Genomic DNA, 23,363 nt, shown 5'->3' on the forward strand with positions numbered 1-23,363 from the left:
GTGACGTGGATCGCGGCCAATGCCGTCAAGATTAGCAAGTGGAGGACTGCCACCGGGAGACGAAGCCGCCGAGAGGCAAAGCAAGCCCTCCCGAAGCTCGCCGGCCCGCTGACCCACGGCGGCTTCCCCACCGATCCCGCGGACGCGAAGAAGAAGATCGGGAAGCGCTTTCCCAAGGGGCGGCTGTTCAGCGACGCCGAGTGGGACGCCTTCAAGGAGCTCTCCTCGACCCCGGAGGGACAGACCTGGCTCAAAGCCTCGGGCATGCTCCCCCACAACCAGATCGAGGAGTACCTGTCGAACGGCAACCCCGAGAAGTTCCGCGGCTTCCACAAGCTCCACAAGCCGAGCAAAGTCGTGCTCGCCAGCTACGTCTCGCGCCAGATGAACAGCGGCGAGGACGGCAAGCGCTTCGAGGGCACGCCTCCGGCGGCGGTGGCCCTGTCCATGGAGGCGAGACACACGACCGACCCGGCGAGAAGGGACGAGCTCAAGAAGCAGATCGATCAGGGCATCGCCAAGGAATGGGCCAAGACGTTCGAGCATACGGAGCCCAACGACGACGCGAACACGGCCATGGACCGGGGCGCCGTGCTGGCTCCGAAGACGCTCAAGGACACCTTGACGCGCGCAGAGCCCAAGTCCCTCCCGAAGGACGAGGCCCTCGCCCGGCACCGGCAGGCGATCGAGGTGCTCAAGAACACCTTCCACCTGCTCCAGGCCGGCGCCGAGATCTACGACGCCGGCTCGAAGAGCCATGTCCCGCTCCGGGACGTGCCGGTCGCCAAGCTCCTGTCGCACGGCGGCCGCGTCAACATCCAGGTCCCCGCGGGCAGCCCGCCCTACGCGCTGACGGAGTTCCTCGGCATCACCGACGACAAGGGCAACCCCAAGACCGGCGTGTTCAAGCGCGACTACGGGACGCATCACGTCGCGCTCAGCAACGGCAAATTCAAGGAGGAGGGCGGACGCGGCGCCATGGTGAAGTCCAAGCTCGACGACACCGAGCTCTACGGCATGAACCCCACCATCGGCGGGCTCGGCCTCAAGGACTTCAACGGCGACGTCATCCTGCCCGACGGCGCTCACGGCCACCTGTTCATTGGCTACCGCCCGCCCAAGCCGGGCAGGTCTGGCGCGCTCCAGATCGGCCTCGAGACCACCGGCCCGGGCGCGCCAAGCACCGTCGGCTACGTCCACAACTGGCGCTCCACCGAGAAGACCGCCAACCCCATCTCCAGCGTCGGCGGCCTCAAGCAGGACAAGATCGGCGACGAGAAGGGCAAGAACGCCCGCACCGTGAACCTGGGCAAGCTCGGGGCCGATTGGAGAGGGGTCCTCCAGGGCCGAGCGGACCAGTTCGCGCATGACGTGGCGGAAAACCCGACAGAGGCGATCAAGAATCTCGTCGGTCCACGCGAAATTCCGCCGCAGGACACCGAGGAGACCGCGGCGCGCGCCCCCGACGAGGCTTCTGACGGGTCTCCCGACGAGTCATCCGACGAGTCGTCCGACGACGGGTCGGATCGGTCCGAGCGAGGTTCGCGGGGCGGTGATCGCCGCGATCCGCCGGGGGACGCAGCGTCCGACCCGAAGCGAGGCGCAGAGGACCCCGGGCAGGGCGGCTCGGATCAGCGGCAGCGCGGGGCCGAGCAAGCCCCCAAGGGCAAGGCGCCCCGCGAGATGCCCGGTGACGCGCCGGAGCAGATGACGGCCAAGACGCCGGAGGCCTCGAGCCCTCGCCCGGAAGCTGGAGCGACGCAGAGCGCGCCAGGGAAGGCGCCGGAGAGGCCTGGTCAGCCTCGGCTGGAGACGACCTCGCCGCCGCCCGCGCCGCGCACCGTCAAGCCGACGGCCATCACCTCGGGGATGCAGGCGCCGCTCGCGCCGCCCGCGCCCCCCAAGGCCGGGTGGCTCGGCAAGAAGCTCGGCACCGGAGGACACGGGCTCGGCGGGATGGTCTCCAACAAGGGGGCAGCGGATCGCGAGCAGGCGCTGGCGGACCAGTACGAGCTGCAGGTCGGACCGGACAGCGACGGCGCCGACGACACGCACTTCTCGCACAAGATGCTCGACCACATCGAGAAGGCCCTCGGTGACCTGCCGCCCGAGCACATCACCGGCAGCCCGACGCTGCGGAAGATCATCCGCGACCTCTCCTCGGAGCAAGCGGCGAGCGCGTACGACGAGCTCACCGACACCATCAACATCGTCAATCCCCCGAAGGTCCCCACCTTCATCTACAGCCGGCTCAACCGGCGCTGGAGCTGGCAGCGAAAGCGGATGGATCGCGGCGCCATCCGGGACTACGACGGCGTCGACAAGGAGCAGGACAAGGCGCTCGGCATCACCGACAAGCGCCACGTCATGGGCGGCGTGTCCGACGTGCTCGCCAACGGCAACCTGCTCAAGTGGACGATGCGCCACGAGGTCGCCCACTCCATCGACAAGCTTGTCGACTGGAGGAGCCTCGCCGGCGAAGACCGGTTCGGCGGCTGGAAGGTGCACTCCGACACGCGGGACGTCGAGCAGGTCGCCCGCGCCATCCTCGACAAGGCGGGCATCACCGACGATGAGGCGAACAGCGAGACCGACGGGGTCTCCCTGCTCAAGACCTTCGCCTCCTTCCTCCATCCGCCCTCGCGGCGCGAGGACATGGCTCCCCTGGAGGAGTTTCCCGCGGAGATCGCCTCCGAGAATCCTGACCTGAAGAAGAAGCTCGACAAGGCCGTCGACACCGTCAAGATCGCCATGGCCCAGCCCTGGACGCTGGACGACGGTGGGGCCTCGAAGCTGGAGGTCGACGGCCGTATCTACCACGTCGACCAGCACAACAACTGGGTCAGCTACAACGCCGACGCCCGCAACAACGCCGTCTCCAACTACCAGTTCTCCACGCCCGCGGAGTGGTTCGCCGAGACCTACGCGGCCAACTACGACCCGAACCCCGCGCCGAAGGCGCAGCTGACCCAGGCGGTGCGCGACTTCTTCGAGAACGAGCTCTCGGACCTCGTCAACAGTGGGCGCGAGCGATGGCAACGCATCAACGAGAACACCCGGGACGCCGAGCAGAGCACCGGGAACCAGCCGCCCGCGGGGAGCTCCGCGAACCCCAGCGCGGCGAGCCCCAGCGCGATCACCGCGGGCTTTGCCGGGGACATCACGACCGGAGCTCGTTCCGGCGATTCGAGCGCGGCGAGCTCGCCCCGCGACACTACGGGCGGCTCCCAGGACAGCTCACCTCGTGACGCCTCGGGCGCCCCCCAGGACGGCGCGGCCCGGGAGACCGACGGCGCGCGCGAGAGCCTGGGCAACACCCAGGCCGCCCTGCAGACGCTCGTCGACGCCAGCAAAACCTGGTCGCATCCGGCCACCGCCGCGGACAAGCGGGACGCCAAGAAGCTCCTTGGCGACCTCATGCGCTCTCAGGGCGTGGACAGGTCGCTCGTCGACAGGCTCGCGGAGCTCATCGACGACCCCGACTCCCTCTCCCACGACCAGTTCGCCATCTGCACGCTGCAAAGCGTGCTCCGCACGCAGCTCACGTCCGACCTGTCCGGCTTCGCGCGCGTGGTCGCGGCCGAGTTCACCGGCAAGCTCTTCGATCGGGAGGGCAAGCAGATCGCCGACTTCTCGCTCGACAAGCAGGGCGAAGACAGCACGACGACGCGCTTCCAGACGCCCGACGATCCCATCCAAAGCGTCATCCGCGGCGAGTTCCCGCTGAAGGGCGCCCCCATCGGCAACAAGCTGCTCCGGAACGGCGTCAAGAAGGCCGGGGCCAAGCGCTACGACGTCAAGAGCAAGGGGCGCGCCTGGTCCGACAAGCACGTCCTCGATTACCTCCTGGCCCGGGGCATGGGCAAGATGCTGAGCACGCTCGCCCCCGACCAGTACCAGGCCGACGCCGACTACACCGCCGGCGTCGTCCCCGGCTACCTCGACAAGGCGCCCACGCGGCACAAGGGCGCCACAGGCCCGTCCAAGAAGCGCGGCGATCTGCAGCTCTCGGCCGATTCGCTGGTGACGCTCTTCACCTCGATCCTCGGCGGCGACGCCCAGACCATGGTGGCCGAGGACAATTACGACGTACGCCGCATCAACGACGCGCTCGCGAGGCCCGAGCAGGCGCCGTTCGCCCTGGCCACGTTCCTCGACGGCCAGGGGCTCGTCGAGCGCGCGGCGCAGTTCGCGAAGGATCCTACCACGGTCAAGCCGTTCGACAAGGCGGTCACGAGCCGCACGTCGAGCCCGCACCAGGTCATCATCGACGGCAAGATCACCGAGGACGGCGACCATTACGTCGTCCCGCTGCACACCTGGCAGCAGCGCTTCTCCATCAAGGTGAAGAAGGACGTCCTGCCGTCGCTCTTCCCGGTCTTCACCTACGGAACCTATCTCCCGTCGCAAGCGCCTGCTGCGAACGACACGACCAGCGACAACGCGCCGGAGAGCAGCCCGTGGAGCAGGCTCACCACGGGGGGCGGCGACCCGCTCGGCACCGGAGGACGCGGGCTCGGCGGGCTGTTCTCCAACAAGGGGGCAGCGGAGCGCGAGCAGGCGCTGGCGGACCAGTACGAGCTGCAGATCGGCCCGGGCGAGGGCGCCGCCGGCAAGCACTTCTCGCACAAGATGCTCGACCGCATCGAGAAGATCCTCGGCGAGCTGCCGCCGGATCACGTCACCGGCAATCCGACGCTGCGGGCCATCATCCGCGACCTCTCCTCGGAGCGATCGGCGAGCGAGTACGACGAGCTCACCGACACCATCAACATCGTCAATCCCAAGCTCAAGAACATCGAGGTGCCCAGCTGGCTGTACAGCCGGCTCAACCGGGGGGTGAGCTGGCAGCGATACCTCATGGATCGCGGCGCCAAGGCGGACTACGACGGCATCAGCAAGGACCAGGACAAGGCGCTCGGCATCACCGGACGCCGCCAGGTCATGGGCGGCGTGTCCGACGCGCTCGCCAACGGCAACCTGATCAAGTGGACGATGCGCCACGAGATCGCCCACTCCATCGACAAGCTTGTCGACTGGAGGAGCCTCGCCGGCGAAGACCGGTTCGGCGGCTGGAAGGTGCACTCCGACACGCGGGACACCGAGCAGGTCGCCCGCGCCATCTTCGACAAGGCGGGCATCACCGATGACGAGGCGAACCGCGAGACCGACGGGGTCTCCCTGCTCAAGGCCTTCGCCTCCTTCCTCCATCCGCCCTCGCGGCGCGAGGACATGGCTCCCCTGGAGGAGTTTCCCGCGGAGGCCGCCCCCGAGGATGCAGGCCTGAGAAACAAGCTCGATAAGGCCGTCCGCACCGTCAAGATCGCCATGGCCCAGCCCTGGACCCTGGTCGACGGCGGAGCCACGGAGCTGGAGGTCGACGGCCGTATCTACCACGTCGACCAGTACGACAACTGGGTCAGCTATAACGCCGACGCGCGCAACAACGCCGTCTCCAACTACCAGTTCTCCACGCCCGCGGAGTGGTTCGCCGAGACCTACGCGTCCTACTACGACCCCGACCCCGCGCCGAAGGCGCGGCTGACCCAGGACGTGCGCGACTTCTTCGAGAGCGAGCTCCCGGACCTCGTCAACAGTGGGCGCGAGCGATGGCAACGCATCAACGAGAACACCCGGAACGCCGAGCAGAGCACCGGGACGCAGCCGCCCGCGGGGAGCGCAGCGAGCGCCATCACCAGCGGGCACAACCCTGCCGCAAGCGACGACCCGGGCAAGCCCCAGGAGGCGTCGCGGGACAGCGCTCCTCGAGTTCCACCCCGGGACGCCCCGGCGAACACGCTCGCCGGGAACAACCCCGCTTCGAACACCGGGGACAGGGCGGCCGACCCGCAAGCGCAGCTCGACGAGATCGAGGAAGCGCCGGAGCCGCCGTCGGAGAGAGCGCCGGATCCGGAGACCGCCACCCCGGTCGAGGAGGTGACCTGGATCGTCGACAAGGCCGTCAAGAACACCATCTGGCGCACCGACACGGGCATGAGGCGCCGCGATCGCGCCAAGCACGGTCTGTCCGCGATCCAAGGCCCGCTGAGCAGCAGCGGCTTTAACCCCGATCCCGCGACGGCCAAGGTGCAGCTCGGAGGCCGCTTCCCCAGGGGGCCGCTGCTCAGCGACGCCGAGTGGAGCGCCTTCGAGCAGCTCTCCTCCACCCCTCAGGGCCAGACCTGGCTCAACGCCTCGGGCCTGCTCACGCACGAGCAGGTCGAGCAGTACCTGTCGGGCGACCCGAGCCAAAACCCCGAGCAGTTCCGCGGCTTCGAGAAGCTCCACGACGGGAGCAAGCTCGTGCTCGCCAGCTACGTCTCGCGCCAGATGAAGAGCGGCGAGGCCGGCAAGCGCTTCGAGGGCACCCCGCCCGCGGCGGCGGCTCTGTCCATGGAGGCGAGGCACACGACCGACCCGGCCAGGCGAGAGGAGCTCAAGAGGCTCATCGACCGAAGCATGGTGGAGGAATGGTCGAAGACCCTCGAGTACACCGAGCCCAACGACGCCGCGACCGAGGCCATCAACAAGGGCGCCGTGCTCGCGCCCAAGACGCTCCTCAACACCCTCACCTTCACCAAGGGTAAGAAGCTCTCGAAGGACGAGGTCGTCAAGCGGCACGGGCAGTCGCTCAAGGTCCTCAAGAACATCTTCCACCTGCTCCAGGAAGGCGCAGAGATCTACGACGGCGCCTCCAAGAGCTATGTCCCGGTGGACGACGTGCCCGTCGCCAAGCTCCTGTCCCACGGCGGCCGCGTCAACGTCCAGATCCCCGCCGGCAGCGCGCCCTACGCGCTCATGGAGCACCTCGGCATCACCGACAAGAACGGCAAGCCAACGGCCGGCGTGTTCAAGCGCTTCGTCGGCACCCACCACACCTCGTTCGAAGGGGGCAAGCTCAAGGAGCAAGGCGGCCAGGGCGCCGCCCTCCTCGCCAAGCTCGATGACACCGAGCTCTATGGCATCAACCTCGCCGTCGGCGGCCTCGGCCTCAAGGACTTCAACGGCGACGTCATCCTCCCCGACGGCGCTCACGGCCACATGTTCATCGGCTATCGCCCGCCCAAGAAGAACAGGCCCGGCGCGCTCCAGATCGGCATGGAGACCACCGGCCCGGGTGCGCCAAGCACCGTCGGCTACGTCCACAACTGGCGCTCCACCGAGAAGACCGCCAACCCCATCACCAGCGTCGGTGGCCTCAAGCTGGACAAGATCGGCGACGCGAGCACAAAGAACGCGCGCACCGTCGACCTCGGAAAGCTCGGCAGCGACTGGGCAAAGACCCTCAGGGACCGCGCCGAGCGGTTCGAGCAAGAGCTGGAGCAACGAGGGAAAGACGCCCTCCACGAGCTCCTCGGCCCCCGCACACAGCCGCCTCAGGAGCTCCAGGACGGGTCGGGAGGCTCCGAGCAAGCCCCCCGGGACGGCGAGCGCCGAGATCCGCCCGGTGAGCAAGGCGATTCGCAGCCGCCGGCACGGCGCTCCGGGAACCCGGCCACCGCCATCACCTCGGGGATGCAGGCGCCGGTCAGGCCGCCCGCGGCCGGCGCGGAGAGCTCCGCCGCAGGCTCCGCGACCGCGGGCCCGGGGACGGAGCAGCCGTCGCGAGCGCCCACCAACGTGGGGTGGCTCGGCAAGAAGCTCGGCACCGGCGGACACGGGTACGCCGGGATGCGCCGCAACGAGGGGGCCGCGGATCGCGAGCAGGCCCTGGCGGACCAGTACGAGCTGCAGATCGGACCGGACGACGGCGCCGACGACGCGCACTTCTCGCACAAGATGCTCGATCATATCGAGAAGGCGCTCGGTGATCTGCCGCCCGAGCACATCACCGGCAGCCCGACGCTGCGGAAGATCATCCGCGACCTCTCCTCGAAGGAAGCGGCGAGCGCGTACGACGAGCTCACCGACACCATCAACATCGTCAATCCCCCGAAGGTCCGCACCTTCATCTACAGCCGGCTCAACCGGCGCTGGAACTGGCAGCGAAAGCGGATGGATCGCGGCGCCATCCGGGACTACGACGGCGTCGACAAGGAGGAGGACAGGGCGCTCGGCATCACCGAAGACCGCCACGTCATGGGCGGCGTGTCCGACGTGCTCGCCAATGGCAACCTGATCAAGTGGACCATGCGCCACGAGGTCGCCCACTCCGTCGACAAGCTGATCGACTGGAAGACGACCCTCGCCGGGGATGACCGGTTCGGCGGCTGGAAGGTCCACTCCGACACGCGGGACCTCGAGGAGGTCGCCCGCGCCATGTTCGCGAAGGCGGGCATCACCGACGCGGAGGCGGCGCACCAGACCGACGGCTTCTCCCTGCTCCAGCGCTTCACCTCCGTCCTCGATCCCGCCGCGCGGCGCGAGGACATGGCGCCCCTGGAGGAGTTTCCCGCGGAGGTCGCCTCCGGCGACCCAGACCTGAAGAAGAAGCTCGACAAGGCCGTTGGCACCGTCAAGTTCGCCATGGCCCAGCCCTGGACGCTGGACGACGGCGGGGCCTCGAAGCTGGCCGTCGGCGGCCGCATCTACCATGTCGACCAGTACAACAACTGGGTCAGCTACCGCCAAAGCGCGCGCAACAACGCCGTCTCCAACTACCAGTTCTCCACGCCCGCCGAGTGGTTCGCCGAGACGTATGCGTCCTACTACGACCCGAACCCGGCGCCGAAGGCACGGCTGACCCAGGAGGTGCGCGACTTCTTCGCGAACGACCTCCCGGGCCTGATCAACCAGGGGCGAGACACGTGGGAACGCATTCGCGGCAACATCGCGCGCAGCGCCGGCAACCAGCCGCCCGCAGCGGGATCGAGCGCCATCACGACCGGCTTGAGCAACCTCGGTGACGGCCAGACCAGCGACCCCGCGGACATGCTGGCCGGGTACAACCCCGCTTCGAATACCGGGGACAGGGCAGCCGACCCGCAAGCGCAGCTCGATGCGATCGAGGAGGAGCCGGAGCCGCCGTCGGAGAGAGCGCCCGATCCGGCGACCGCCACCCCCGTCGAGGAGGTGACCTGGATCGTCGACAAGGCCGTCAAGAACACCATCTGGCGCACCGACACCGGCCTGATGAGCCGCGATCGCGCCATCCACGGTCTGTCCGCGATCCAAGGTCCGCTGAGCAGCAGCGGCTTTAACCCCGATCCCGCGACGGCCAAGGAGCAGCTCGGAGGGCGCTTCCCCGGGGGGCCGCTGCTCAGCGACGCCGAGTGGAGCGCCTTCGAGCAGCTCTCTTCCACCCCTCAGGGCCAGACCTGGCTCAACGCCTCGGGCCTGCTCACGCACGACCAGGTCGAGCAGTACCTGTCGGGCGATCTGAGCAAAAACCCCGAGCAGTTCCGCGGCTTCCATAAGCTCCACAAGGGGAGCAAGGTCGTGCTCGCCAGCTACGTCTCGCGCAAGATGAACGGCGGCGAGGCCGGCAAGCGCTTCGAGGGCACCCTGCCGGCGGCCGTGGCCCTGTCCATGGAGGCACGGCACACGACCGACCCGGCCAGGCGAGAGGAGCTCAAGCGGCTCATCGACAAGGGCATCGTGGAGGAATGGTCGAAGACCCTCGAGTACACCGAGCCCAACGACGCCGCGACCGAGGCCATCAACAAGGGCGCCGTGCTCGCGCCCAAGACGCTCCTCAACACCCTCACCTTCACCAAGGGCAAGAAGCTCTCGAAGGACGAGGTCGTCAAGCGGCACGGACAGTCGCTCAAGGTGCTCAAGAACGTCTTCCACCTGCTCCAGGAGGGCGCCGAGATCTACGACGGCGCCTCCAAGAGCTATGTCCCGGTGGACGACGTGCCCGTCGCCAAGCTCCTGTCCCACGGCGGCCGCGTCAACGTCCAGATCCCCGCCGGCAGCGCTCCCTACGCGCTCACGGAGCACCTCGGCATCACCGACAAGAACGGCAAGCCCATGCCCGGCGTGTTCAAGCGCTTCGTCGGCACCCACCACACCTCGTTCGAAGGGGGCAAGCTCAAGGAGCAAGGCGGCCAGGGCGCCGCCCTCCTCGCCAAGCTCGATGACACCGAGCTCTATGGCATCAACCTCGCCGTCGGCGGCCTCGGCCTCAAGGACTTCAACGGCGACGTCATCCTGCCCGACGGCGCCCATGGCCACATGTTCATCGGGTACCGCCCGCCCAAGAAGAACAGGCCCGGCGCGCTCCAGATCGGCATGGAGACCACCGGCCCGGGCGCGCCCAGCACCGTCGGCTACGTCCACAACTGGCGCTCCACCGAGAAGACGGCCAATCCCATCTCCAGCGTCGGCGGCCTCAAGCAGGACAAGATCGGCGACGAGAGCACCAAGAACGCCCGCACCGTCGACCTCGGCAAGCTCGGCGGCGACTGGGCAAAGACCCTCAAGGACCGCGCCGAGCGGTTTGAGCAAGAGCTGGAGCAACGAGGGAAAGACGCCCTCCACGAGCTCCTCGGCCCCCGCACCCAGCCGCCTCAGGCGCTAGAGGACGACGGCGTGGGCCGCTCGGGCGATATGCTCGCCGGAGCCGCAGCGCCGGGCGCGACCCCCTCCCCCACGCCGACCACCGCCGGAGGAGCTGCCCAGGTCGAGCCGAGCGCCCAGAACCCAGGGAAGACGCTCGACGAGCTGCTCGACGAGCTCGACGAGCAGAGCCGCGCATGGGCGCAACCGGCCACCGACGAGAACAAGAAGGACGCCAAACGGCTCCTGACCGGGCTGCTCCAGCAACAGAACGTGCGCCCCTCGGTCATCGACAGGCTGCGCGAGCTCATCGAGAACCCCGCCTCGCTCTCGCAGTCTGCCTTCACCAACTGCGCGCTCACCAGCATCCTCTACCCCACGCTGAAGGACGATCTCGCCACCACCTCCCATCTGGTCGCGGCGATCTTCACAGGCAAGCTGCTCGGCAAGTTTGCGGATTCCACCGGAGCCGCCCCCTTCCAACCGCAGGGCTCGGGCAAGGGGGCGCTCAGCGACAGCCTGGACCTCATCCGGCGCGTGATGACAGGAGATGTCCCGCAAGCGCTCGGCCCGGTTCCTACCAGGCCGCTCGTCAACGGCCTCCGGACCGCCAAGGCCAAGGGCGACAGCCTGAAGGAGGCCACGGACCGAGCGGCGGTGGAGCGCCATCTCCTCGACCATCTGCTCACCCGCGGCCTCGTCGAGATGCTCGGCCCCGGCGCCCTCGCGAAGCTCGAGCAGCAGACCGACCGCGCCAATCAACCCAGCGTCGCCGCGGCGCAGGGCGACCTGCTGGCCTCGGCGAACTCGGTCTCGAGCATCTTCAACGCGGCGCTCGGAGCGAACGCCACCGTCATGACCAAGAGCTCCCCCGGGGGCTACGACGTCACGCGCGTCAATGACGCCCTTCAGCAGGCGGACCAGGCAGGGTTTGCGATCGCCACGGTGATGGACGGCGAGGCGCTCTGGAGCGCAGCGGAGGCGCATGAGGCCAGCTCCAGGGCTCCGCACGCTCCCGTGTACGTCCCGCGGCTCGGCGAGCCCGCGACGATCGTGCCCCACCATGCCGCGATCGACGGGGAGATCAAGGACCTAGGCGACTCCTTCCTCGTGCCGCTCCAGTCCTGGGGTCGCACCTTCCCCGTCCGGGTGAACACGGAGGACATGCCGAAGGTCTTCGCGGCGATCACCTACGGCACCGCTCTCCCATCGCGAGCGCCGTCTCCGACCGCCTCCTCTCAAGAGCAAGCTCTGGCGGATGTGAAGGCAGGGTACAACCCCGCTTCGAGCAGCGGGGACAGGGCGGCCGACCCGCAAGCGCAGCTCGACGAGATCGAGGAAGAGCCGGAGCCGCCGTCGGAGAGAGCGCCGGATCCGGAGACCGCCACCCCGGTCGAGGAGGTGACCTGGATCGTCGATAAGGCCGTCAAGAACACCATCTGGCGTACCGACACGGGCATGAGGAGCCGCGATCGGGCCAAGCACGGTCTGTCTGCGATCCAAGGCCCGCTGAACCGCAGCGGCTTTAACCCCGATCCCGCGACGGCCAAGGTGCAGCTCGGAGGCCGCTTCCCCAGGGGGCCGCTGCTCAGCGACGCCGAGTGGAGCGCCTTCGAGCAGCTCTCCTCCACCCCGCAGGGCCAGACCTGGCTCAACGCCTCGGGCCTGCTCACGCACGAGCAGGTCGAGCAGTACCTGTCGGGCGATCCGAGCCAGAACCCCGAGCAGTTCCGCGGCTTCGAGAAGCTCCACGACGGGAGCAAGCTCGTGCTCGCCAGCTACGTCTCGCGCAGGATGAAGAGCGGCGAGGCAGGCAAGCGCTTCGAGGGCACCCCGCCCGCGGCGGCGGCCCTGTCCATGGAGGCGCGGCACACGACCGACCCGGCCAGGCGAGAAGAGCTCAAGAGCCTCATCGACCGAAGCATCGTGGAGGAGTGGTCCAAGACCTTCGAGTACACCGAGCCCAACGACGCGGCGACCGAGGCCATCAACAAGGGCGCCGTCCTCGCGCCCAAGTCGCTCCTCAACACCGTCACCTTCACCAAGGGCAAGGTGCTCTCGAAGGACGAGGTCGTCAAGCGACACGGGCAGTCGCTCAAGGTGCTGAAGAACATCTTCCACCTGCTCCAGGAAGGCGCCGAGATCTACGACGGCTCCTCCAAGAGCTATGTCCCGGTAGACAACGTGCCCGTCGCCAAGCTCCTGTCCCACGGCGGCCGCGTCAACGTCCAGATCCCCGCCGGCAGCGCTCCCTACGCGCTCATGGAGCACCTCGGCATCACCGACAAGAACGGTAAGCCCACCGCCGGCGTGTTCAAGCGCTTCGTCGGCACCCATCACACCTCGTTCGAAGGGGGCAAGCTCAAGGAGCAAGGCGGCCAGGGCGCCGCCCTCCTCGCCAAGCTCGATGACACCGAGCTTTACGGCATCAACCTCGCCGTCGGCGGCCTCGGCCTCAAGGACTTCAACGGCGACGTCATCCTGCCCGACGGCGCCCACGGCCACATGTTCATCGGGTACCGCCCGCCCAAGAAGAACAGGCCCGGCGCGCTCCAGATCGGCATGGAGACCACCGGCCCCGGTGCGCCAAGCACCGTCGGCTACGTCCACAACTGGCGCTCCACCGAGAAGACCGCCAACCCCATCACCAGCGTCGGTGCCCTCAAGGTGGACAAGATCGGCGACGCGAGCACCAAGAACGCCCGCACCGTCGACCTCGGAAAGCTCGGGAGCGACTGGGCAAAGACCCTCAAGGACCGCGCCGAGCGCTTCGAGCAAGAGCTCAAGCAACGAGGGAAAGACGCCCTCCACGAGCTCCTCGGCCCCCGCACACAGCCGCCTCAGGAGCTCCAGGACACCCAGCAACGCTCGGACAACGAGCCCGGTGATGACCCGGCGGACATGCTGGCCGGGTACAACCCCGCTTCGAACAGCGGGGATGCGGCGGCCGACCCTCAAGCGCAGCTCGACGAGATCGAAGAGGAGCCGGAGCCGCCGTCGGAGAGAGCGCCCGATCCGGCGACCGCCACCCCCGTCGAGGAGGTGACCTGGATCGTCGATAAGGCCGTCAAGAACACCATCTGGCGCACCGACACCGGCCTGAGGAGCCGTGATCGGGCCATCCACGGTCTGTCCGCGATCCAAGGTCCGTTGAGCAGCAGCGGCTTTAACCCCGATCCCGCGACGGCCAAGGAGCAGCTCGGAGGGCGCTTCCCCGGGGGGCCGCTGCTCAGCGACGCCGAGTGGAGCGCCTTCGAGCAGCTCTCTTCCACCCCTCAGGGCCAGACCTGGCTCAACGCCTCGGGCCTGCTCACGCACGACCAGGTCGAGCAGTACCTGTCGGGCGATCTGAGCAAAAACCCCGAGCAGTTCCGCGGCTTCCATAAGCTCCACAAGGGGAGCAAGGTCGTGCTCGCCAGCTACGTCTCGCGCAAGATCAACGGCGGCGAGGCCGGCAAGCGCTTCGAGGGCACCCTGCCGGCGGCCGTGGCCCTGTCCATGGAGGCACGGCACACGACCGACCCGGCCAGGCGAGAGGAGCTCAAGCGGCTCATCGACAAGGGCATCGTGGAGGAATGGTCGAAGACCCTCGAGTACACCGAGCCCAACGACGCCGCGACCGAGGCCATCAACAAGGGCGCCGTGCTCGCGCCCAAGTCACTCCTTAACACCCTGACCTTCACCAAGGGCAAGGTGCTCTCGAAGGACGAGGTCGTCAAGCGACACGGGCAGTCGCTCAAGGTGCTCAAGAACATCTTCCACCTGCTCCAGGAAGGCGCAGAGATCTACGACGGCTTCTCCAAGAGCTATGTCCCCGTAGACAACGTGCCCGTCGCCAAGCTCCTGTCCCACGGCGGCCGCGTCAACGTCCAGATCCCCGCCGGCAGCGCGCCCTACGCGCTCATGGAGCACCTCGGCATCACCGACAAGAACGGTAAGCCCACCGCCGGCGTGTTCAAGCGCTTCGTCGGCACCCACCACACCTCGTTCGAAGGGGGCACGCTCAAGGAGCAAGGCGGCCAGGGCGCCGCCCTCCTCGCCAAGCTCGATGACACCGAGCTCTATGGCATCAACCTCGCCGTCGGCGGCCTCGGCCTCAAGGACTTCAACGGCGACGTCATCCTGCCCGACGGCGCCCACGGCCACATGTTCCTCGGCTATCGCCCGCCCAAGAAGAACAGGCCCGGCGCGCTCCAGATCGGCATGGAGACCACCGGCCCGGGCGCGCCAAGCACCGTCGGCTACGTCCACAACTGGCGCTCCACCGAGAAGACCGCCAACCCCATCTCCAGCGTCGGCGGCCTCAAGCAGGACAAGATCGGCGACGAGAGCACCAAGAACGCCCGCACCGTCGACCTCGGAAAGCTCGGGAGCGACTGGGCAAAGACCCTCAAGGACCGCGCCGAGCGGTTCGAGCAACAGCTCAAGCAACGAGGGAAAGACGCCCTCCACGAGCTCCTCGGCCCCCGCACACAGCCGCCTCAGGAGCTCCAGGACAGCCAGCAACGCTCCGGAGATCCCGCGCGAGCTCCCCGGGACAACGCGCCCGGGAATGACCCGGACGACACGGCGCAGCGCACCGGAGCGCCGGCGAACGTGCTGGCAGGCTATAATCCCACCTTGGACGGCGAGAGCATGGCCGTCGATCCGCTGCCGCACGCCGACAGCGCACAGGTCGAGCCGCGCGCACAGAGCCAGGGCAAGACGCTCGACGAGCTGCTCCGCGCGCTCGACGAGCAGAGCCGCGCGTGGTCCGGCCCGGCGAACGACGCGCTCAGGCAACAGGTCGCGGACAGCCTGACAGGCCTGCTCGAGTCGCTGAACGTCGACCGCGCGATCGTGGACAGGCTGCGCGAGCTCATCGAGAACCCCGCGTCGCTGTCGCAATCCGCCTTCAGCAGCTGCGGCCCCAGCAGCGCCCTCTACACGATGCTGAAGGGCGATCTCGCCACCACCTCGCACCTCGTCGTCGCGCTGTTCACGGGCCGGCTGCTCGGCCGGCTCGCGCAGGCGCCCGGGGCCCGCGAGCTCGGCGCGCAGCCGAATGCGGACAGGGCGGTGCTCAGCGAAGACCTCGACATCCTCCGGCGCGTGATGACCGGAGAGATCCCGCGCGCCCTCGGCCCGGCTCCGACGCGGCCGCTCGTCAACGGGCTCAAGACGGCCGGGGCGAAGCGCGGCGGCCTGACCAAAGCGACGGACCGGCAACAGCTGGATCGCCACCTCCTCGATCACCTGCTCTCCCGAGGCCTTGTCGAGCTCCTCGGACAGGACGCCGTCGCGCAGCACGGGAAGCGAACCGACCGCGCCAAGCAGCCCGGCGTCGCGGCGGCGCAGGGCGATATGCTCCTCTCGGCGAACTCGATCGCATCCCTCATGAGCGACGCGCTCGGGGCGGAGGTCGCGGTCAAGAGCGGCGGCCTCTCCGAGGGCGACGTCGCGCGCATCAACGAGACGCTCGGGCGCACGGATCGACCCGGGTTCGCCGTGGCGACCGTCGCGAACGGCAAGGCGCTCTGGGAAGCGGCGAAGCGGCACCGCGACGGCGGCGACAAGGCGCCTCGCGCCCCCGCGACCGTCGCGCCGCTCGGCAAGGGCGAAGCCGAGAGCCGGCACCATTTCGCGATCGACGGCGAGATCACGGCCGACGGCGACGCCTTCATCGTGCCCGTCCAGACGTGGGGGCAGTCGTTCCCCATCCGGGTGGCCAAGGCCGACATGCCGAGGCTCTTCGAGGTGATCACCTTCGGGACCTACCCCCCGCCGCGCGCCCCGGACCCCAGCGCCTCCGTCGAGCAGCAAGCTCCGGCGCACCTCGCGTCGCGCGGCTCGTCCGGGACCGCACGAGAGGGCGCGGACACGGCCGACCTGCTCGCGGGAGCTCCGGTGAAGCAGGACGGAACCAGCCCCGCTCGCGGGCCTGCCGCAGCACCGGGGAGGCCCGTTCGGGGGACGACGGTCCAGGGCACGTCGTCAGGGCTGTACGAAGCCCTCCGGGAGCGCGTCCCAGACCAGCGCCTGAACGAGGTGACGGTCCTCGTCGAGGATACCATCGACGCGCGACTCCTCCCGCAGATCCTGGACATCCTGCCCATCAAGCTGCCCGCCGCCAACCGGCTCGCCGAGGAGATCGTCGCGAAGTGGCTGGTGTTCCACCCCGGCGTGCGCGACCTGCCCCCCGGCGAGCTGCAGCAGCAGCTCGCTGCGCACGTCGAGCTCGTCGTGGGCACGCTCAGGCGGGATCAGGGCCGCCGTACGATCGGCCGAAACAACGACGCCAAGGAGGACGGCAAGGCGCCGCCCGCCGCGGCGGAGTCGAGCGCCCCACAGCACGGCCCCCCCCCTGATCCGCAGAAGCACGAGAAGAAGCAGCCCAAACCGCAGAAGCAGGGCAGGTTCAAGAAGCCCGATCGCAACACCCCTGCGGAGCAGGCAATCCCCGAGTGGATCTGGGGTATGCCGCAGTACAAGGGGCTGCAGGATAAGCTGCTCGATCGCTTCACCGATGGCACGGTGCAGCGCGCGCTCAGCGAGCTCCTGGCAGAGGAGTCGTTGAGCTTGAATTCGTTCGCGCTGTTCCTGAGCGCGAAGGACAGCTCCCGCGAGAGCAAGAACGCGCCGAAGTGGTTCAAGAAGGTGCTTGAGCCGTACACAGGCGAGAAGCGCAGGCTGGCCTTCGACGTCGCCAAGGCGCTTGGCGCCCTCGACGCGATCGAGAAGATGCCGGGCGTCGATCTCCCGGCCCTGCGCGACCCGCCGCCACCGCCGACGCGCGACGAGGAGGCACCGCAGGCGGTCGCCAAGCGGGGCAAGGAGGGACGCTGGGTCACCAGCGACGAGCTCAAGATCGTCGAGCGATCGATCGGCCAGCGCGCGTTCGCCGGCATGCTCGCGCGCGCCATGGACAAGGGCAAGGTCGCCAACACCCGCGGGATCATCGAGCACCTGGTCCGCCACGCCGAGCGCCTCTCGAACCCGGCGCTGTCGCCGCCGCTCACGTCGACCTCGCTGGTGGTCGACTCCAACCTGGTCGAGGATCTCTTGACGCCGCGCGACCAGCTGTCGCCCGCCAGGAGGGACATCCGCGATCAGCTGGAGTCGTTGATCCGCGAGGAGAAGATCACGGACCTGCGCCTCGCCAATATCAACATCGGAGAGCTGTTCCAGCACGACGACATCCTCGGAAGCACGTTCACCACGTCCGATGGGACAACGACGATCCCCTGGTACGGCATCCGGCGCGACCGCGGCCAGCGCGGCGACATAGACGAGTACGACCAGGGGTTCGATGAGCTGACGAAGAAGTCGGTCGGGGAGAAGAAGGGCAGCGCCGACCGCAGCATGCTCGCCGACGCCTTCTTCTCCGAGCGCGCCAGCGAGGGCGGCGCGCCCGCGGTGCCTCATTTCGCCACCAACGATAACGGTATCCTGACGCCGCTCCTGGACTTCGCCGGGATTGACGCGGCGAAGCGCGGCGAGAAGCCGTTCGACGAATTCGTGAAGGAGAACGCCGGAGGAACTCCTTATTTCCGCCCGCGGCTCATGGACCGTGAGCTCAAGGCTCATGCGATCCTCACCCAGAAGAGGTCAGCGAACACGACGACCGAGGGCGCCACGCCCGACCCGAGCCCGCCCATCGGCGCTTCGCTCCTCGACACCCACGTCGGAAGCACCCACCGGGTCCATGACCTGATCGCGCTCATCAATACCTACGGCTTCGACGTCTACGTCGTCGGAGGCGCGGTGCGCGACGCCCTCAGCGGCATCGAGCCCAGGGACGTCGATCTCAAGACGAACATGCCCATGTGGATGCTCGAGGAGGCGCTGCAGAGCCACCCCTCGTTGAGATCCCTCTCCGTCAGCACCGTCCCCAATCTGCGCCTGCTCCAGGTCGGGAGCGGCGAAAACGTGGTGGACATCACCGCCGGCGACAGCGCCAGCGCGCTGGTCCCATTCGACGTCATGGCGGACGCGCTGAAGCGCGACTTCCGCATGAACGCGATCTACGTCGACGAGAACGGCTTCGTGGTCGACCCGATCGGCGGCATCGAGGATCAGCTCCTCGGCAGGCTGCGCTTCGTCGCCGATCCCGGCCCCCCGGCATCCGTCGAGGACCGGCAGAACGCGGTCGTCGAGCACCTGCGCCAGGCGCCGTGGAACCTCGGCCGCGCGCTCAAGTTCTACCGGCGCGGCTACGCGCTCGATCCCGAGATCCTCCACGCCCTGCTCGACAACGCCGAGAGCATCCTCGCGTCGATAAAGGACAAGTCGCTGCTCCTGCACCAGATGCGCGTGAAGTCGCCGGATGAGCTGATCGAGACCATGGAGGTGCTCGGCTTCTCCCCGGGCGCGATCCGCGAGCTCATCCCCGACGATGTGGCCGGCCGCCTCGACGACGAGAGCCTCGCCTACGAGCACGACATCCTGCCGCGCTGGCGCGACACCCCCGACGACGACGCCAGCGATTACCCGCTGGGCGCACCGGAGATGAAGGTCGATCTCGCGACCGGCCGGATCTATCAATACCGCTTCCACGCCCTGCTGCCGCCGCAGCAGCCGGACGGAGCGGAGGAGCACGTCATCATCGACCTGGACCTGAGCGACCACAACCAGGCAGGCCACAACGCGCCGCACTACCACGTCTACCGCTGGCGCGACCGCGGCGGAAAGGCCACGTGGGACAAGAAGAAGAACGGCTTCTCGGACACCGGCCAGCCGGGCCTTCCGCGGATCGACGGCGACTACTACCGCGGCCCGCAGCCGTGGCGGTTCGACGAGGAGCTCAACAGCAACAGCAGCGACTTCGTCGCGGACGCCGAAAAGCTCATCGAGGGCGCAGGCATCGAGTTCAAGATGACCGGCGACCAGATCGAGATCGGCGGGCAGGTCAAGCTGCACCGCGAGCGGCTGCGAGAGCTCCATGGCGGCGGGCAGCTCGGCAAGCTGCTCATGCTCGTCAAGAACCTGAACGACGGGATCCCCTGGTCCTCCAAGGACCAGGCCACCGTCGACCTGTCCGGCTCGCAACGCGGCCAGGAGCGGCTGCGCTTCCGGCCGCAGCTCGACCTGGTCGTGCCCTTCCTCATCGACGCCGGCATCAAAAACCCCGCCTCGATCGAGTTCTTCGCCGAGAACGGCCAGATGCGGCACGACGCGCTGCTGCGGCTCTATGACCTGGTGAGCGGCGAAGCGCGACCGGATCTGCGCGGCCCGGCGGCCACATTCGCGCTGGACGGTGCGAGGAGCTTCAACGAGTTCGTCGAGCGCTTCGAGTTCTACGTCGCCTCGATGCAGGACAACCTGAGCGGCGCGAACGTCGATGCTCTCTGGAAGGCGCAGCAGCAGGCGGCGCAGGAGGCCGGCGCCGTCGGCGACACCACGCTCGGCGAGGGTGACGATCTGCAGAAGAGGCTCGCGGCGGCGGCCGACCAGCTGCTCTTCGAGTCCGTGAGCACCGCCGCCTACCACGCCGCCAAGCACGCCGCCGACTTCCTGACGCCGGCGGAGCTGGAGGCCGCGTCACAGGCGGACGTCGTGCGGCGTTACCTCGATGCCGCGCGCGACGTGGTCCGCAACGCCACCGCCATCGAGGCGCGCACCGACGAGACCGGCGCGACCAACGTCGTGCTCTGGCACGGCGCGAAGAAGACCATCGCGCGGGTCAGGCCGGACGGCACGGCTCACCTCCTCACCAGCTACGCCCACGACCGCCGCAACATCGCGCCTGCGGCGTCCACGCCCCCGCCAATGTCGCGGCCGACGGAGACCGGCGTCCACAACATCGGCAACAGCTGCTTCCTGTCGGCCGGCCTCACGATGCTCGCGCTCACCGACGCCTACTACGATCTGTTCGCGCCGCGCGAACGCGACGAACATGACCCCCAAGGCGCCCAGCTGCGCGCCGCGGTGCGCGCTATCCTCGACCAGATCCGGGCCGGCACGCTCGTCGAGGCGGACGCGATGGAGGAGCTCGACAGGCTCCTGACCGACAGGCACGTGCTCGGTGCGTCGTCCAGAACGACGCAGCAGGATCCCAGCGAGGTCCTCTTCAGACGCCTCTTTGAGCGGGCGAGCCTCGACACCGCCGGCGTGGCCCTGGCCCAGAGGCAGCGGACCGACTGGAGGGGGGTCGAGCTGCGCGAGACGGGTGAAACGCTGCAAGATCGCACCTCGCTCGACGACAACCCCGTATGGGACTCGACGCAGCCCGAGGTCGTGATCAGCCCGCTGGTCGACGGCAGCCTCACCCTGCAGCAGGCGCTCGACGCCCATTTCGGCGCGAGCACCGTGGACGACGCGGCCGCCGTGCGCCAGGGCCGAGCGGTGAGGGGCAGTCCATCGAGGCAGCTCCTCGTCGATTCGGCCAACAACACGCCTCGGGCGATCACGATCGCTCTGCAACGCGTGGGCGTGGAGAACGAGAGCAGTATCGACGTCCCCGAGTGGCTCAGCGTCAATGGCCGCTGGTACCGCCTGAACGTGGTCGTCAATCACCACGGGCCGACGAGGGACGCGGGGCACTACACCGCGATGACGCGCAACGCGGCGACGGGGCAGTGGCAGGTACGCGACGACCGCAGGGTGTCCGACGCCGACCCGCGCGCGGCCGCCGAGCGCAGGAACCGCGGCTACCTGTTCACCTTCGAGCGCGTCGACGCGGCCCACGGGCCGGACGCGGCGGCCGAGGCCGCGGCCGCGCGGATCGTCGGTACGGCGCTGGCGCCTCTCCCGAGCGCCCCGTCCAGCTCCGCCGCGACGAGCGGCGCTGCCGAGCCCGAGAGCGGGGATCCGGCCGACCAGCTCGGCTCGTTCAGCCCCTGGAACGGCGCCTCCGAAGCGACCCAGGGCCAAGAGACCCCGCGAGCGACGGACGCGCCGGCTGCTCTCGACGCGGTGACCGTCCCCCCGGAGATCGACGCGCTGGTGCGGACGCTGGTCAAGAAGAGCGACGCGTGGTCCTCCCCGCGCACGCAGGCGGACAAGCAGGAGGCGATCGCTCTCGTGACCGAGCTCTTGCAGCAGCTCGGCATGGACGCGAAGGTCGTCGACAGGGCCGGCGAGCAAGGCAAGGACTCGCCCGATTCCGAGCACTCCACCTGCACGTGCGTCCGTTAGGTTCCGGACCGTCGGACCAGCTGCGCGACGCCGCGCGCGCTCGCCTCGTCCGCGGGTGAGAACACGAACATCGAGAGGCCGTCGCTGCCTTCGACGTGGAACACCGACGACTCGAGCACGATCTCGCCGACCTCGGGACGGACGAGTCGTTTCTGGAACCCGCCGTGCGACCGGACCTCGCCCTCGTCCCACAGGCGGCGAAAGTCGGGGCTCGTCTCCATCAATTCGTCGATCAGCGCCGTCGCCTCGTCGGATTGGCCAGCACGCGCGATGTCGACGCGAAACGACGCGAGACAGGTACGGCGAACGTCTTCGACGTGGTACACCTTGTCTTCTGAGCCCGGTTGAAAGACCCGGCGCAGCAAGTTGCGGTCGCGCTCCGGCACCGCCGCATAATCGCCGAGCACCGCGACCGACGCGCGATTCCACGCGACGATCTGGGACGTCGGCGTCTTCACGAAGGCGGGGACGGAGAGGTTGTCGAGCACGAGCTGGAGCGACGGCGTGACCGCCGCGGGCGGCGCGGGCTTGCGCGGCGGCGGACGGCCGTGCGCGAGCAGGAACAGCATCTCGCGATTCGCGTCGTCGAGCTCGAGGGCGCGGGCGAGGCGCTCGAGCACGTCGTCCGACGGCACGCCGCCGCGACCTTGTTCGAGCCACGTGTACCAGGTCACGCTCACACCGGCCCGGGTGGCGACCTCCTCGCGGCGCAACCCGGGGGTGCGCCGGCGCGCGGTGGTCGTGGGACGGACGCGCTCGCGGCGGTCGCGCAGGAACGTGGGGAGGGTGGTAGCCGCCATACCAGTATAGCTGCCCGTCTTTTCGGACGAGCGATCCGAGCGTACGGTCCTCGTATGACCAAGTCAATTCGAGTGTTCGTCACCGGCGCGACCGGCTGGATCGGCACGGCGGTGCTGAAGGAGCTGCGCGGGGCAGGCCACAGCGTCCTCGGCATGGCGCACAGCGATGCGGGCGCCGAGAAGTTGAAGGCGCAGGGCGTGGAGGTTTACCGCGGCGACATCAGGGACCCGAAGAGCCTCGTCGAGGGCGTCCGCGCGACCGATGCGACGATCCACCTGGCGTTCCACATAGATTTCTCGGACTTCCCGAGGATGTGCCAGATCGATCGCGACGCGATCGGCGCGATGCTCGACGCGATGGCGGGCACGAACAAGGCGTTCGTCGGTACGAACGGCACGCTGGTGGTTTCGAAGCCTGGCAAGGTCGCGTTCGAGGCGGACGCGTCGCCGGCGAGCTCGCCGCTCGCGATCCGGCTGCAGGCCGAACGCCTCGTGGTCGATGCTGCGAAGCGCGGCGTGCGTGGCAGCGTCATCCGGCTGGCTCCGACGGTGCACGGCGCTGGCGACAAGGGTTTCATCACAATGCTGATCAATCTCGCACGCGAGAAGAAGGCCGCTGGTTACATCGATGATGGCAATCATCACTGGCCCGCGGTGCATCGCGACGATGCGGCGCGGTTGTACCGGCTCGCCGTCGAGAGCGCGCCGCCGGGATCCGTGTTGCACGGCACCGCCGAGGAAGGCATCGCGATGCGCGCGATCGCGGAGACGATCGGCAACGGCGCCGGTGTGCCGACGAAGAGCGTGCCGGCCTCGGAGGCGGGCGCGCACTTCGGATGGATGTCGATGGTCGTCGGGCTCGACAACCGGGTCTCGAGCAAGGCGACGCGCGAGCTGCTCGGCTGGAAGCCGGAGCAGCCCGGCCTGCTCGACGACATGCGCGCGCACTATTTCTGAAAGAGGCGCGCGCACGCCTCGATGGTCGTCATGGTCCCGGGCGGATCGCGG

General features: G+C 68.7%; 3 protein-coding genes. 2 read left to right on the forward strand and 1 reads right to left on the reverse strand.

Features of this window, described 5'->3' with window-relative positions; translation table 11 throughout:
- Positions 1 to 21,555 (forward strand): hypothetical protein, encoded by a 21,555-nt coding sequence (locus tag WME98_RS12735; RefSeq protein WP_437951578.1) that lies wholly within the window; start codon positions 1 to 3, stop codon positions 21,553 to 21,555.
- On the opposite strand, the gene WME98_RS12740 is transcribed toward WME98_RS12735, so the two are convergent.
- Positions 21,552 to 22,355, reverse strand: coding sequence for a helix-turn-helix transcriptional regulator (locus tag WME98_RS12740; protein ID WP_437951579.1), 804 nt, complete (start codon positions 22,353 to 22,355; stop codon positions 21,552 to 21,554). The genes WME98_RS12735 and WME98_RS12740 overlap by 4 nt on opposite strands.
- 72 nt (positions 22,356 to 22,427) lie before the next feature.
- Here WME98_RS12740 and WME98_RS12745 point away from each other — a divergent pair, with 72 nt between their 5' ends.
- The gene (locus tag WME98_RS12745) at positions 22,428 to 23,312 is read left to right on the forward strand and encodes an SDR family oxidoreductase (RefSeq protein WP_437951580.1); all 885 of its coding nucleotides are present in this window, start codon (positions 22,428 to 22,430) and stop codon (positions 23,310 to 23,312) included.
- Positions 23,313 to 23,363 lie beyond the last annotated feature (51 nt).

Origin of the sequence: Sorangium sp. So ce296, assembly GCF_051529605.1 — a bacterium.
Lineage (GTDB): Bacteria > Myxococcota_A > Polyangia > Polyangiales > Polyangiaceae > Sorangium > Sorangium cellulosum_D.

Bases quoted from the DNA above. Each gene is read 5' to 3' on its own strand.
- WME98_RS12740 (WP_437951579.1), bottom strand. From the start codon at position 22,355: ATGGCGGCTACCACCCTCCCCACGTTCCTGCGCGACCGCCGCGAGCGC.